This window comes from Sorangium sp. So ce1036, from assembly GCF_051369805.1.
GTDB lineage: Bacteria > Myxococcota_A > Polyangia > Polyangiales > Polyangiaceae > Sorangium > Sorangium cellulosum_F.
In genome coordinates this window covers 5433727-5446861 of sequence record NZ_JBBMOX010000001.1, presented here as the reverse complement: position 1 = coordinate 5446861, position 13135 = coordinate 5433727, and the positions used below count along the sequence as shown (strand labels likewise).

The 13135-nt window shown below is 72.3% G+C and carries 11 protein-coding genes; 7 read left to right on the top strand and 4 right to left on the bottom strand.

Features of this window, described 5'->3' with window-relative positions; translation table 11 throughout:
* Nucleotides 1–91 precede the first annotated feature (91 nt).
* The 3 genes from WMF31_RS20615 (at nt 92) to WMF31_RS20605 (ending at nt 3371) form a co-directional block, all read left to right on the top strand.
* Nucleotides 92–1537, top strand: coding sequence for a hypothetical protein (locus WMF31_RS20615; protein WP_436603590.1), 1446 nt, complete (start codon nt 92–94; stop codon nt 1535–1537).
* A 114-nt stretch (nt 1538–1651) separates the two neighbouring features.
* The gene (locus tag WMF31_RS20610) at nt 1652–2422 is read left to right on the top strand and encodes a PP2C family protein-serine/threonine phosphatase (RefSeq protein ID WP_436603589.1); all 771 of its coding nucleotides are present in this window, start codon (nt 1652–1654) and stop codon (nt 2420–2422) included.
* Nucleotides 2423–2588: 166 nt separating this feature from the next.
* Complete coding sequence (locus WMF31_RS20605; protein WP_436603588.1) at nt 2589–3371, top strand: hypothetical protein; 783 nt, start codon at nt 2589–2591, stop codon at nt 3369–3371.
* 10 nt (nt 3372–3381) lie between these two features.
* On the opposite strand, the gene WMF31_RS20600 is transcribed toward WMF31_RS20605, so the two are convergent.
* Nucleotides 3382–4887: a PGRS family protein gene (locus WMF31_RS20600; protein ID WP_436603587.1), complete on the bottom strand. Its 1506-nt coding sequence runs from the start codon at nt 4885–4887 to the stop codon at nt 3382–3384.
* Nucleotides 4888–5256: 369 nt separating this feature from the next.
* Between WMF31_RS20600 and WMF31_RS20595 the strand changes: the two genes are divergently transcribed.
* Nucleotides 5257–5739, top strand: a complete 483-nt coding sequence (locus WMF31_RS20595) for a hypothetical protein (RefSeq protein WP_436603586.1) — start codon at nt 5257–5259, stop codon at nt 5737–5739.
* A 60-nt stretch (nt 5740–5799) separates the two neighbouring features.
* Here the strand turns inward: WMF31_RS20595 and WMF31_RS20590 are convergent, their stop codons facing one another.
* Nucleotides 5800–7659, bottom strand: coding sequence for an acyl-CoA dehydrogenase (locus WMF31_RS20590; RefSeq protein ID WP_436603585.1), 1860 nt, complete (start codon nt 7657–7659; stop codon nt 5800–5802).
* A gap of 282 nt (nt 7660–7941) precedes the next feature.
* Between WMF31_RS20590 and greB the strand changes: the two genes are divergently transcribed.
* Nucleotides 7942–8415, top strand: coding sequence for a transcription elongation factor GreB (gene greB / locus WMF31_RS20585; RefSeq protein WP_129347849.1), 474 nt, complete (start codon nt 7942–7944; stop codon nt 8413–8415).
* Nucleotides 8416–8458: 43 nt separating this feature from the next.
* Nucleotides 8459–8854: a lactoylglutathione lyase gene (gloA, locus tag WMF31_RS20580; protein ID WP_436603584.1), complete on the top strand. Its 396-nt coding sequence runs from the start codon at nt 8459–8461 to the stop codon at nt 8852–8854.
* 50 nt (nt 8855–8904) lie between these two features.
* Here the strand turns inward: gloA and WMF31_RS20575 are convergent, their stop codons facing one another.
* Nucleotides 8905–9804: a hypothetical protein gene (locus tag WMF31_RS20575; protein ID WP_436603583.1), complete on the bottom strand. Its 900-nt coding sequence runs from the start codon at nt 9802–9804 to the stop codon at nt 8905–8907.
* Between the two features lie 334 nt (nt 9805–10138).
* Between WMF31_RS20575 and WMF31_RS20570 the strand changes: the two genes are divergently transcribed.
* Nucleotides 10139–10450 carry a YciI family protein gene (locus WMF31_RS20570; protein ID WP_436603582.1) on the top strand — a complete coding sequence of 104 codons (312 nt, stop codon included), beginning with the start codon at nt 10139–10141 and terminating at the stop codon, nt 10448–10450.
* 37 nt (nt 10451–10487) lie between these two features.
* Here WMF31_RS20570 and WMF31_RS20565 read toward each other — a convergent pair whose 3' ends face one another.
* On the bottom strand, nt 10488–13004 hold the full coding sequence (locus WMF31_RS20565; protein ID WP_436603581.1) for a hypothetical protein: 2517 nt from the start codon (nt 13002–13004) through the stop codon (nt 10488–10490).
* Nucleotides 13005–13135: the final 131 nt, after the last annotated feature.

Genomic DNA, 13135 nt, shown 5'->3' with positions numbered 1-13135 from the left:
CGGGCTGATGTGTCATTCTGGATAGATGCTCCATACGGTGGCCATCTCGGATATCCATCTTTGCGAGCTCGAGCCTGGTGACGGTCTGTGGATGCGCTACCGTCAGGCTCCTTACTCCCCCGACAGCGAGGTCGCGGCGATGCTGGACGCGCTCCGGGACGAGATGAAGCAGGGGACCGCGCGCGGCGCGGGGCGTCATGAGCTCACGCTGGTACTCAACGGCGACGTGTTCGACTTCGACGCACCGCGCGTCATCGATCGGAAGAGCGTCTTCCACGACCTCCCGCGCAGCGCCGAGCACGCCGTCCCGGCCATGCGAGCGATGCTCGCGGACCACCCGGTGTTCACCGAGGCGCTCGGCCGGGTCGTCGCGGATGGACACACCGTCGTGTTCATCTCCGGCAACCACGACGTCCAGCTCACGCTGCCCGAGGTGCGCGACCTGGTCCGAGCGCGCGTGGTCGACGCGGCGCTCGCCGCGCTGGGCGGAACGCCGGGCGAAGGTGCGCGCGAGGCGCTCGCGGCGCGCGTCGTGTTCCGCGCCTGGTTCCACAAGACGCCCGACGGGATCATCCTGGAGCACGGTAATCAGTACGACGCCTATTGCAGCTACCGTTATCCGATGCTGCCGTTCGGGCGGAAGCCCGGCGAGATCCAGCCGACGATGGGCTCGCTCGCGTGCCGGCTGCTCGCCTCGCGGATGGGCTATTTCAACCCGCACGTCGACTCGTCGTTCATGCTGTCCGCGTTTGGCTACCTCGCGCACTGGGCCCGTTACTACATGTTCTCGCGCCGCTCGCTCGCGCTGGCCTGGGCCCTCGGCGCGCTCCGGACGGTCGTCGAGCTCGTGCGCCGGCGCGAGCCGGAGCGGCGCGCCCGGCGGCGCGCGTGCCTCGCGGCGGCCGCGCGGGAGACGGGGGCCCCGCTCCGGGCGGTGGCCCGCCACGCCCACCTGTTCGCGCGGCCGGCCGAGGACCGGCTCGGGCTCGTCGCGCGCGAGCTCTGGCTCGACCGGGCCGTCTTCGGGCTGCTCGCCGTCGCGGTCGCCCTCGTGTGGCTGCTGCTCGCGCCGAGCTGGCTCGCTCCCGCCGCGCTCGTCGCCCCGGCGGGGCTCGTCGCGTACGAGCGCCTCGTGCCCAAGCTGCCGCTCGACGCGACGTGGAAGCGGGTCAGCCGCGCCGCGCGCCAGGTCGCCCGCGCGCACCGGGCGAGGGCGGTGGTGTTCGGTCACACGCACAACCCCGAGGGCACCTGGGAGGGCGGGCTGTTCTTCGGCAACACCGGCTCGTGGTCGGCCGCCTTCGAGGACGTCGCGTGCACCAAGCCGGTCTTCGCGTCGCGCCCGCTCGTCTGGCTCAGGTCCGAGCCGGGCTCGGGCAGCGCCGCGCGCCTCTCGGGAGGGCTCGTGGCCTGGAAGAACGGCCGCTTCGAGGCGCTCACCACCAGCGCCCCGCCGGCGGCCGGGCAGCGCAGCGAGCCGCAGGGCGCTTCCCGCCCGCCCTTCCAGTCGCCCGCGGCCGCGGCGCTGCGCACCTGACCGCGCCCCGGCTCACCGCGCGAAAGCCCCGCTTCCTGGCTTGCGCGGTGCGCCCGGCCGCTGGATGCTGTCCGGGACGGTATCGCCCCACGCGTCCGTCGACGAGGAAGCCCCGTGAACCGCCCGCTCCGCATCGAAGCCGCCGGAGACAGCCATGTTGGCCGCCAGCGCGAGCACAACGAGGACAGCTTCTCCGTGGATCTGGACCTGGGCCTCTTCCTCGTCGCCGACGGCATCGGCGGCGCGGCCGGGGGGGAGATCGCGTCCCGGATGGCGGTCGACATCGTCCAGTCGTGCTGCCGGGAATGCGCGATCGAGGGCCCCCAGCCGGAGCAGGACGAGGTGGCGTCGCCCCTCGGGCTGCGCCTGGTCTCATCCATCTGGCGCGCCAACGAGCGCATCTTCGAGGAGGGGCAGCGCGATCCGCGCCTCTACGGCATGGGGACCACGCTCGCGGGCGTCCACGCCGACGCGGGCTCGGCGTGCATCGCGCACGTCGGCGACAGCCGGGTCTACCGCTACCGCCAGCGCCGGCTCGAGCGGCTCACCGAGGATCACTCGCTCTGGAACGAGCACCTGCACAACGGCGAGCAGCTCCCCGACGATCTGGACCCGCTGCTCGCCCGCAACGTCGTGACGCGCGCGCTCGGGATGGGGAAGACGGTCGAGGTCGCGACGCGCTTCGAGCGGCCGCAGGCGGGCGATCTCCTTCTGCTCTGCTCGGACGGGCTCTCCGGCCCGGTCCCCGAGCCGCAGATCGCCGAGGTGCTCGCGCGGGGTGACGACCTCGCGGCCGCGGCGCGCTCGCTCATCGACCTCGCCAACCAGCACGGCGGCCCCGACAACGTGACCTGCGTGCTCGTGCGGTGGAGCGCGGCGGTGTAGGGCGGCGGTCCCCCGCTTCGTCGACCACCGCGGCGGGTGCCCTCTCCGCGGCCGTGACGCGGGCGGACCGCGATGCGGTGGCGCCTGACCGCGAAGCGCGGAGGAGGCTCAGGCGTTACACTGCGCATCCGGCGCGGACAGGGCTCACGCTGGAGGACCTCGGACGATGCAGCGAGACGACCACCGGCGCGCGGCCTTGAGGGCCCTTCAGGACGGACTCCGTGAGCTCGAACGGAACGAGGAGCGCCGCGCGGCCCACAGGGCGATCCGCGCCGGCTGGCTTCGTTACATGGGCCCTCGCTACGGCAACGACATCTGCTCGATGTGCGGCGCGCCTCTCGAGCGGGGCACGGCGTACATGCACTGTGCTCCGTGCCTCGCGACGCGCGGCATCGACGAGCAGGCGCTGCGGCGCGCCTGCGCGGCGGCGATGGAGGGGGACTGGCCGTTCCAGGAGCGCCGGCTCGACGAGCGGCGCTGGGCATACGGGCTGATCGCGTTCTGGCGCGATCACGTCGATCCGGTGGAGTCGAGGGCCGTCCCGTACCGGAACAACACGCTGGAGTCCGCGTTCTACTTCATGAAGCAGCGCCTGTGCGAGGCCGGGGTCGCGGAGGTCTGGACGGTGCCTGACGAGAGCCAGCGCGGGCTCGATCCGGCGATGGTCGTGCGCGCTCGCGGCGAGACGCTGGCGATCGGGGTCGCCACCCAGCGGCGCATCGCGACGGCCGGCGAGGGCCTCCGGAGCGCGCACGTCTCGATGTTCGACGAGTTCCTCCGGCTCGCGGGCGAGCAGGGGGGGTTCCTGGTGGTCGAGAAGCTGAGCCGGCGCGCGCGGCGCGACGCGCCCGTCAAGGAGATCCCGGTGATCACCGCGGGAGGCCGGCGCGTGACGCAGCTCCGCTGCATGCAGGAGGACCGCGGCTGGCCGGCCGACCCCCTCGCCTGATGGGGGAGCGTTATTCGATGTCGTAGATCTTGGCCTTCACCCCGTCTCCCCCGTTGAACTCGGCCGTGGCCCCGCGCCCTCCGATACCGGCCTCGCCGACCGTGATGGTCACCCGGTCGAGGGACGGCTCCCGGATCCGGTAAGCGATCGCGATCGAGTGGCCGCCGAGGCCGCCGCCGCCGTGGCCGCCGGTCCCGCCGTTGCCGCCCCGACCGCCGCGACAGGCGGCGTTCAGGTCCGCGGCCTTGCCCAGGATGCCGCCCTCACCGCCATCGCCGCCCGCGCCGCCCCGCTGGCCTGGGCTCCCATCCCCGCCGTCGCCGCCCCGGCCCGTGATCAGCACGACGTCCTCGAACTGGGTCGAGGCGCTCAGCGCGGCGATGGCGACGCTCACGCCGCCCGCGCCCCCGCCGCGGCCGCCGAGCCCGCCGCAGCCGCCCGCGCCGCCCGAGCCACCGCCCGCGCCGCCCGCCGACGCCGCGAAGGGGCACATCAGCGCGCCCGCGCCGCCCCTCGCGCCGCCGCCCCCGCCGCCGCCTTGGCCCGGATCCCCCGGCGTGCCGTCCTCCCCCGGGATGCCCTGGTACCCCTCCAGCGTGAACAGGCCGATCCCGGTCGCCCCCCGGCCCGCATAGCCGTCGATCCCTGCCGCGCCCTGCTTTCCCGGCGTGCAGGCCGCCGTCTCGGTCTCGCCCGCTCCGTCGTTCGACGGCCCGTACGGGCCCCCGCTGTCGCCGTCGCCACCGGACGTGATTCCCCCCGTGCCCCCCTTGCCGCTGCGCGAGTCGTCCGATCGGTCGTCGGGCGCGCCGCACGAGTTGGTCACCGCGGCGCCGCCGAGGACCGTCGAGGCGGTGCACGCGGCGTTGCCCACGTTGCCGTTCGCCCCCGCGGGCGCGCGCTCGCTCGCGACCTCCTCGCCCGGCGCCCCCGGCGCCGCGTCGCCCGCTTGCAGCGTGCTCCGCTTGACGATCATCGGGACCGCCCGGGTGATCACGGCGATGGACGACGCGCCGGCCAGGTCCGTGCGGGCCGGGTCGATCGAGCGGGCGAGGACGTGAAGATCCTCGAGGATCGTGTAGTCGACGGCGCCGTTGACCGAGAGCGGCACCTCGCCCTCGGGCGCCGTGAGGGTGGTCTTCACCCGATCGCCCACCCAGCGCCAGTCGTGATCGCAATCCAGCCCGCCGTAGAGCGTGTATCCGCCGGGCACGAGCACCGCCTCATCGAACGTCTGGGCGCAGAGATAGATCCGCTTGCCCCTGGGCCAGGCGCGGTCGATCGCCTCCGTGATGGTCCGCACCGGCGAGCCCGGGCTCCCCGCGTTGCCGTCGTCCCCCTTGACCGAGACCCATATCCCGCACTGCCCGTCGACCCGCTCTTCGTTCTCGCTCGGGACACAGGCCGACCCCTCGTCGCTGAACGTGTCGTCTGCCCCGCAGCCGGTCGTCGTCGCCGTCACAGCCGCGATGAACCCCGCCCATGCCAGTACGTCAATCTTGAATTGAATTCCCATACTCATCTTATTCCGGTCAGCGCGGCGCGCTTGCCAGGCAAAGCGACATGATGTGTTCTTGATGACGTGAGCGTCACATCAACCCAAGATTCCGGTCAGCGCGGCGCGCTTGCCAGGCAAAGCGACATGATGTGTTCTTGACGACGTGAGCGTCACATCAACCCAAGATTCCGGTCAGCGCGGCGCGCTTGCCAGACAAAGCGACATGATGTGTTCTTGATGACGTGAGCGTCCTGCCGGCTCCGGGTCGAGGCGGCGCTCGCTCCGGAGGGCGCCGCGGGCTCGGGCGCTGCGGGCTCACGAGGCCGCGCCGGGGGGCGCGCCCTGCGGCCTGCCTCCGCCGGGGGTTTCGTGCGAGCATGGGCGTCCATGGACGCGAACCTCAGGGACAGGGTGCGCGAGCTGCTCGAGGCCGGCGGCGGAGAGCCGCTGGAAGGCGGCCGCTTCCTGCCGCTCGTCACGCTCGAGTCCGGCGCGCGGGTGGGGCTCGACAGCGCGGGAACCTGGGTCTTCGCGCCCGACGGCGGGGCGGCTCAGGTCTTCGCGCCCGGGCGCGGGCAGGTCTTCTTCGAGGTGCTGGAGTCGAGGCGGGACGACTTCGACGCGGGCATCGAGGCGGCGGCGAGGGCCGCCGGCCTGCCCGCCGAGGAGGTCGCCTTCTCGTTCCCCGCGACCGACGTCGTCCGGGCGGTGCTCGCGAAGGGGCTGCCGACCATGACGCGGCTCGCGCTCTCGTGGCTCCGGCTGACGGAGGTGCGCGCGCTCCGCGCCGAGATCGCGGCCGTCTCGCGCGACCCGACCATGCCGGCGGCCATCCGGGACCTGGCGGAGCGGCTCACGGTCCCCGAGTGATCCCCCTGCGTGCCCCACCCCCCGGGGGCGTGCCCGAGGGGGCCGGTGTGGGTGGGGCGATCAGACCGTGGCGAACGCGTCGGCCGGGATGTCGAGCGCGGAGGAGTCCTCGCGGCCGAGGAGCTCGGCGGAGAACTTCGCGTGCGGCAGGACGTTCGCCGCGAAGTAGAGCGCCGCGTGCTTCTTGCCCTCGTAGAACGCGCGGTCCTTTGCGCCGGCGTCGCCCGCCGGGAGCTGCTCCATCGCCTTCAGCGCGATGACGGCCCCGTCGAGCAGGAGCCAGCCGATCGCGAGCTCGCTCATCATCTCGAGGAAGCGGTTCGCCGCGAGCGGCACCATCGGCATCTTGCCCATCTGGAACCACGAGAGCAGCCGCATCGCCGTGCCGGCCACGGCCTCGTGCGCCTCGCGGAGCTCCTTCACGCTCGCGGCGAGCACGGGGTGCTTCTCGTTCGCCTTCACGAACTCGGCCACGTCGTTCAGGAAGGCCTGCAGGTTGGCCCCGCCGGCCTGGCCGAGCTTGCGCCCGACGAGATCCATCGCCTGGATGTGGTTCGTGCCCTCGTAGATCGAGAAGACCTTCGCGTCGCGGCAGTACTGCTCGACCGGGTAGTCCTTCGTGTACCCGGCGCCGCCGAACGTCTGGATCGCCGTCTCGCAGATGCGGAAGGCCTGGTCGGACGAGTACGCCTTGACGAGCGGCACGAGCAGATCGACCTGCCCCTGGTTGTACGCGGCCGCGCGATCGTCCTTGCCCTGGTGGACCGCGACCGCGTCCTGGTGGCGCGCGAGCTTGATGATGAGCGCGCGGATGCCCTCCACGCGGCTCTTCATGTCGAGCAGCATCCGCCGCACGTCCGGGTGGTCGATGATGGGCACGCGCGGCGCCGTCGGGTCCTTCCACTGGAGGATCGACGAGCCCTGCTTCCGGTCCTTCGCGTACTCGAGCGCGTTCAGGTACGCCGACGACGCGACCGACACGCCCTGCAGGCCGACGGAGATGCGCGCGCCGTTCATCATCCGGAACATCTGCGGCATGCCCTGGTGCTCGACGGTGCCGACGAGCTCGCCGAGGCAGCCGTCGCTCTCGCCGAAGTTGAGCACGCACGTCGACGAGCCATTGATGCCCATCTTGTGCTCGATGTTGCCGACGAGGACGTCGTTCGGCTCGCCGAGCGAGCCGTCGTCGTTTACCCGGATCTTCGGCACGATGAAGAGGCTGAGCCCCTTCGTGCCCGGCGGCGCGCCCTCGACGCGCGCGAGCACGAGGTGCACGACGTTCTCGGTGAGGTCCTGATCGCCGCCGGAGATGAAGATCTTCGTGCCGCGGATGAGGTACCGGCCGTCAGCTTGTCTGATCGCGACCGTCCGCGACGAGCCGACGTCCGAGCCCGCGTGCGGCTCGGTCAGGCACATCGTCCCGCCCCACTGCCCGCCGTACATCCGCTTCAGGTAGATGTCGCGCTGCCTCGGCGTGCCGAAGTGCTCGATCACCTCCGCGGCGCCGTACGAGAGCCCGGCGTACATGTTGAAGGCCACGTTCGCGCCGCTGAGGAACTCCTCGACCACGGCGTAGAGCGTGAAGGGACCGCCCTGGCCGTCGTACGCGGGCGGCACCGAGACCGACTTCCAGCCGGCCTCGTACAGCTTGTCCCACGCCTCCTTGAACCCCGGCGGCGTCTTGACCTGCCCCCCTTCGATCCGACAGCCGATCCGATCGCCGACCGCGTTCAGCGGGCCGCAGACCTCGCACGCGAACTTGTAAGCCTCGTCGATGACCATCGAGATCTCGTCCCGCCCCCACGCGTCGTACGGCGCGTTACCGAGCAGCTCGTGCAAGCGGAACTGCTCGAAGAGGAGGAAGCGGATCTCTCGGAGGTCGGCCTTGTAGCGGTTCTGGTGGGTCTGGGCATTCGACATGGGAGGACCTCCTCGGTGCCACAGCGCCGGGCGCTGGCAGCCGGTTCCCTTGCCGGTCTTCCGCGCAGCTGCAGCATAGTTGTGCATTCGGGTAGCATGCCGCCGCGCCGCGTCAACATTCGTCCTCGTTGAACGCGCCATCTTGCTGAAATTCAGAGGGAATTGGAGGGGCCCGCGGGCCTCCGGGGGCCGCGGCGCGGGCCGTCCGGGCTCCGGGGCGGGGAGGCGCCGCGGCGGTGGATCTGGTGGGCGGCGCGGCGTAGGCTCGGGCGCGCTCGAACCATGTCCGACCCGGCATACATCACGCCCAGCGGGGCCAGGAGGCTGTCCGAGGAGCTCGCGCGGCTCCGCTCCGTGGAGCGGCCGCGCATCGTCCAGGAGGTCGCGGACGCCGCGGCGCAGGGCGATCGATCGGAGAACGCCGAGTACATCTACGGCAAGAAGAAGCTGCGCGAGATCGACCGGCGGATGCACTTCCTGACCAAGCGGCTGGAGAAGGCCGTGGTGGTCGATCCGTCGGCGCAGCGCGGCGACAAGATCTTCTTCGGCGCGACGGTCGAGATCGAGGACGAGGACGGCGGGCGCCACACCTACCAGATCGTGGGCGAGGACGAGATCGACAGCGCGGTCGGGCGCATCAGCTGGCGCTCGCCGGTCGGCCGCTCGCTCCTCGGCAAGCGCGCGGGGGACGTGATCACGGTGCGCCGCCCGGCGGGCGAGACGGAGATGGAGATCATCTCGGTGCGGTACGTCTGAGCGCCGCGCGGGCGCTCGCTCCGGAGGAGGAGACAGAGTCGGCATGAGGATCTTGCATACGATGCTGCGGGTTGGCGATCTCGAGCGCTCGATCCGCTTCTACAGGGACGTGCTCGGGATGCAGCTCCTGTCGCGGAAGGACTACCCGGAGGGCAAGTTCACGCTGTGCTTCCTCGGCTACGGGAAGAACCCCGAGCACGCGGAGCTCGAGCTCACGCACAACTGGGGCGTCGAGAAGTACGAGATCGGCACCGCGTACGGGCACATCGCGCTCGGGGTGGACGACATCCGCGCGGCCTGCGAGCGCATCCGCGCGGCGGGCGGCAAGATCACGCGCGAGCCGGGGCCGATGAAGCACGGCACGACGGTGATCGCGTTCGTCGAGGATCCGGACGGCTACAAGGTCGAGCTCATCGAGGAGTCGAGCCGGGCCCGCTAGGCGGGGCAGGCGACCCCGCCCGCGTCGCGGGCGGGGCGCCGCGCGCGCACTCAGGCCGTGGCGACCGGCCCGGCGTCGTTCGCCGGCGCGCCGTCGGCCGCGGCGGGCGCCTCGTCGGCCGGCGGCTTCGCGGCCGCCTCGGAGGCGGCGGCCGCGGCCGCGGCGGCCTTCTCGGCGTTCGGGCGGCGGCCGCGCGGCTTCTGCAGGAGCGACGGCGCGAGGTCGCCGTCGCCGCCCTCGTGCCAGCGCAGGTAGGCGACGGCGCGGCGACACTCCTCGTAGGCCCGGGCCACGAGGGAGATCGCGCGAGCGCGGCGGTCGGCGGCGTCGGTGATCTTCGGCGCCGCGGACGAGCCCTTGCCGGGCTTCGCGGCGAGCGCGGCGAGCAGGCGCACGCCGAGATCCGCGGCCCGCTCGAGCTCCACGTCCTCGACCGCGGTCTTGGCGCGGACCTTGTCCCAGGAGCCGCGGAAGAGCTCGGCGAGGGCGATGAGGTCGCTCGCGAGATCCGCGTGGCCCTTGCCCTTGCGGATGTCGGCGACGCGCTGCTTGTCGAGCAGGTCCCTGTACGCGAGCGCCTCGGCGGCGACGAGGAGCCCCTCGCGCAGGCCGGCGGCGTCCTCGGTGAGCTTCTTCGTGTCGAGTTCGCTCGCGGGCGTGCTGTAGAGCAGGTCGGCGTACCAGGCGGCGAGCGCGTAGTCCTCGAGCTCGTCCAGCGTCTCGATCGGGTGGTTCGGGAGATCGCGGACAATCTCGTCGCGCATCTCGCGCAGGTGGGGCAGGGCGCCGAGCACGGAGCTCACGGCCTTGGGGACCTCGACGTAGACGGTCACGAGGTCGTCGGGGCCGAGCTCCAGGAGCTTCGGTTCGACGCGGCCGTACGCCGCGAGGGCGGCGGCCGGCGAGGTGGGGAGGATCGGAGCAGGTGCTGCTTTCGGGGGTCGCGCCATACAGATGTCTCCAGCGGAGGGCGCGAACACTGCCAGACGGCGGCGCGAAGGGAAAGGGGCAGACGGCGACGCGACGGGAAACCGGGGGCGCGCGGCGGCGAGGAGGTCCGGTCGCGTCCAGCCGAGCCGTGGCGCCGAGCACGCCGCGACCGGGAGATCAAGTCTGGAGAAGGGGACAGGGATACATTACGACTCGGCCGCCGGGATTCTCGCTGCGATCGCGTCTCCATCGCAGGCTCGAGGTCGCGGTGCATGACCGCGGCCGCACGCAGGCGCGGCGCGACCGCGTCGAGAGGAACGAGGGACGGCCTCGTCTGGCCGCCTTGGAGGAACCATGTACGCGATCGCGATCATCCGTTACCGGCGCCCGCTCGACGAGGTGTTGACCGCCGTCGACGAGCACCGGGCCTATCTGAAGGGGCTCATGGATCAGGGGCTGTTGCTCGCGTCCGGTCCGCTCGACCCCCGCACCGGCGGGGCGCTCCTGCTCCGCGTGCCGGACGGGGCGGCGGCGGCGGCGACGCTGGATCAGATCCGGGACGGCGACCCGTTCACGCAGCGGGGGCTTGCGCAATACGAGCTCTTGCCCTGGGTGCCGGTGTTCGGGAAAGAGGAGCTCGACAGGGTCTTCGCCCCGAAGCCCTGAAGCGCTCGCCGCGGCGCGCTCCTGCCCCGCCGAGCGGCTACGGCAAGCTGAAGGCGAGCACGCCCGCCTCGTCCGCCGCGCGGGCGCTGCCCGGCGTGACGCGGATCTCGACCGCCGTCCCCTGGGCGACGGCGGCCACGTCGTAGCCGGCCTTCGGCTGAAGGCCGGTGATCACGTGCCTGGCCGTCGTGCCGGGCACCCGGTAGGACAGCGACCCGGCGCCGGGCTGCGGCGCGGCGCGGAACAGGACGACCGTACCCGCCACGAGCGCCCCCTCGAAGCCTGTGCCCTGGTCGCTCGCGACGTGCGCCGCCGCATCCATCCTGGCGCCCGCGTCCGCGCCCTGCAGCACGTGCAGGAAGCGCACATCGGCAGGGTGGGACGGGTCCTCCGCGACCAGGCGGTGGGTCGTCGGCTCCATGAGGGCGCGGCCGTCGACGTCCTCGACCGGCACGGCCCGCAGGCGGCCATTCCGCGGCAACAGGCTCTGGAGGAACAGCGTCTGTCCGCGCGGCGTCGACACCCTGGCCGTCCGGCCCGTCACCGCGGGCGCCGCGGTCGTCATCAGGTTGAACCGCTTGAACCGACCGGCGGTGCGCGACGCGGCGCGATCGTAGACGACGACGTGATCGGGCTCGAGCCAGACGATGGACCGGCTCGCGTGGACGATGTCGCGGGCGGCGTCCGTCGGCGTCCAGGGGTTCGGGCGGGTGTTGTACAGATCCGTCGCGATCCCCTCGGCGAACACGTACCCCGCGCCCCGGCTCATCCGCACGGTCGGATCGCCTGCGGCGCGCCCCTCGCGAAACTGGCCGCCGCGCGCGACGAGCTCCTTCTCGAACCAGCGCACCCGCGACGGCGTGTCGTTCTGCAGGGAGAGGGTGTTGTGGTACTCGGTGGTGGTGCCGATGAGGTTGTTGGAATAGCTCGTGTGCTCCTTGGTCAGCCACTCTCCCTTGCGGTAAAACTCGAACTGATTGCAGTCGCCGAGCTGGTGGTTGATGGTGGCCCAGCCGCACCGCCAGGTGAACCACCGCGCGTCCCTGGTCCAGCCCGTGCGCGCGAGGACGCTGCCGCGCCCCGGCGCCCGCTCGAAGAAGACCGTGGGCATCGCCGGGCGAGGGTCCGCCGGGAGCGGCGCGGCCGGATCGAAGAGCAGGAAGCTCAGGATGGCCCGGCTCGGGGCCGGCGAGCCCCAGATGTCGGACGTCCGCGCGTGGAGCTCGCCCGCGCCCCCCTGGAAGGCGTTGGCCACGATCCACCGTGATTTCTGCAGGCGCGCCTCGTTGCCCGTGAGGTAGTCGAAGACGCCCAGCGAGCCGAACGCCTCGATGAAGCGCGGCTCGATCCAGGCGCGGAGCGTGTCGCCGTAGTTCGCCGCCTCGTACACCGGGCCGAGATCGGGCATCGACGCGTACGTGACCGGGCTCGGCGCGATCGAGTGCAGGAACCCGTCCGTGAACCTGTCCCAGTACCCGCTGTGCAGCAGCGAGATCTGCGGTCCGGACAGCGCGGCGGCGCCGTAGCCCGCGGTGTGGAGCGACAGCAGCGCCTGGTGCAGGGCGCACAGGCTCCCGCCGTAGAGGAGCCCCTCGACGGGCAGGCCGCCGCTCGCGGCGCCGAGCCCGTCGGCCGGCACGCCGAGCCGCTTGGCGGCGATCTCGGGGCGCTCGAAGGCGGCGAAGGCCTGGTAGAGCCAGGCGCCGGTCGCGTTCGCGCGGTAGCTGCGCAGCGTGTTGCCGAGCGACTCGGGCGGGACGCTCGGGTCGACCGGGCGATCGTCCGCGTCGTCCATGGCGAGCGACATCATCGTGACCTGGCGCAGGTGGCCGAGATAGTAGTTGTTCGCCGCCCACCGGAGCTGGAGCGCGTCGGCGAGCAGCGCCGGATCGTTCATGACGCCGATCGGGTGGGGGTGCTCGTTGCCCGCCCGGGAGGCGCGGAGGTTGTCGTCCGCCCACCGGAGGAAGACCTGCCGGATCTTGGCCTTGTCTCCGGCGCTCAGCACGGGGCGGCCGCTCGCGTCCGCCGCGCGGTAGATCCAGTCCACCGTCAGCGGGAACCCTTCACCCCACCAGCGCGAGCGATCGCCGGTCGCGAACCCGGGGTCGCGGAACGGCTCGCCCTCGGCGCGCCCCTTGCTCGCCGCCTCGATGGCGACCATGAGCAGGTTGCGCGCCCGCTGGGCGTGCTCCGGCCGCGCCGCGACGTCCGGATCGATGAGCGACATGAAGGCGAAGAACTCCGCGTACGCCTCGGTCGGGTACTGCACGTAGGCGTTGGTCCCGCCGTCCGGCCACGTCGGGCTCGGCCGGCCGTTCGGGTAGAAGCGGCTGTCGTACACGGCGATCGCGCGCTGGAGCGCGGGCACCATGGCGTCCCTGTACATCCGATTGCCGCTGTCCGCTGCCCAGCCACGCAATCTGGGGAGGTGGTCGGCCGTGAGCCAGAGTCGCGGGTGGCCGGTGACGGGCGCCGCGCCGGCGCTCGCCGCCGCGCCGACAAGGCCCAAGGAGAGCGCCGCGGTGGTGAGGAGGAGTCGAATCGGTCGCATGCTGCCTCCCGGTGTTGCTCGGCGCGAGGAGCCGCGCCGGCCGGTGTCCGCCGATGCCGGTCAACGTCGGTCAACGCCGGCCAGCGTCGGTCCAATTCGGTCCAATTCGGTCAACGTCGACCAGCACACGC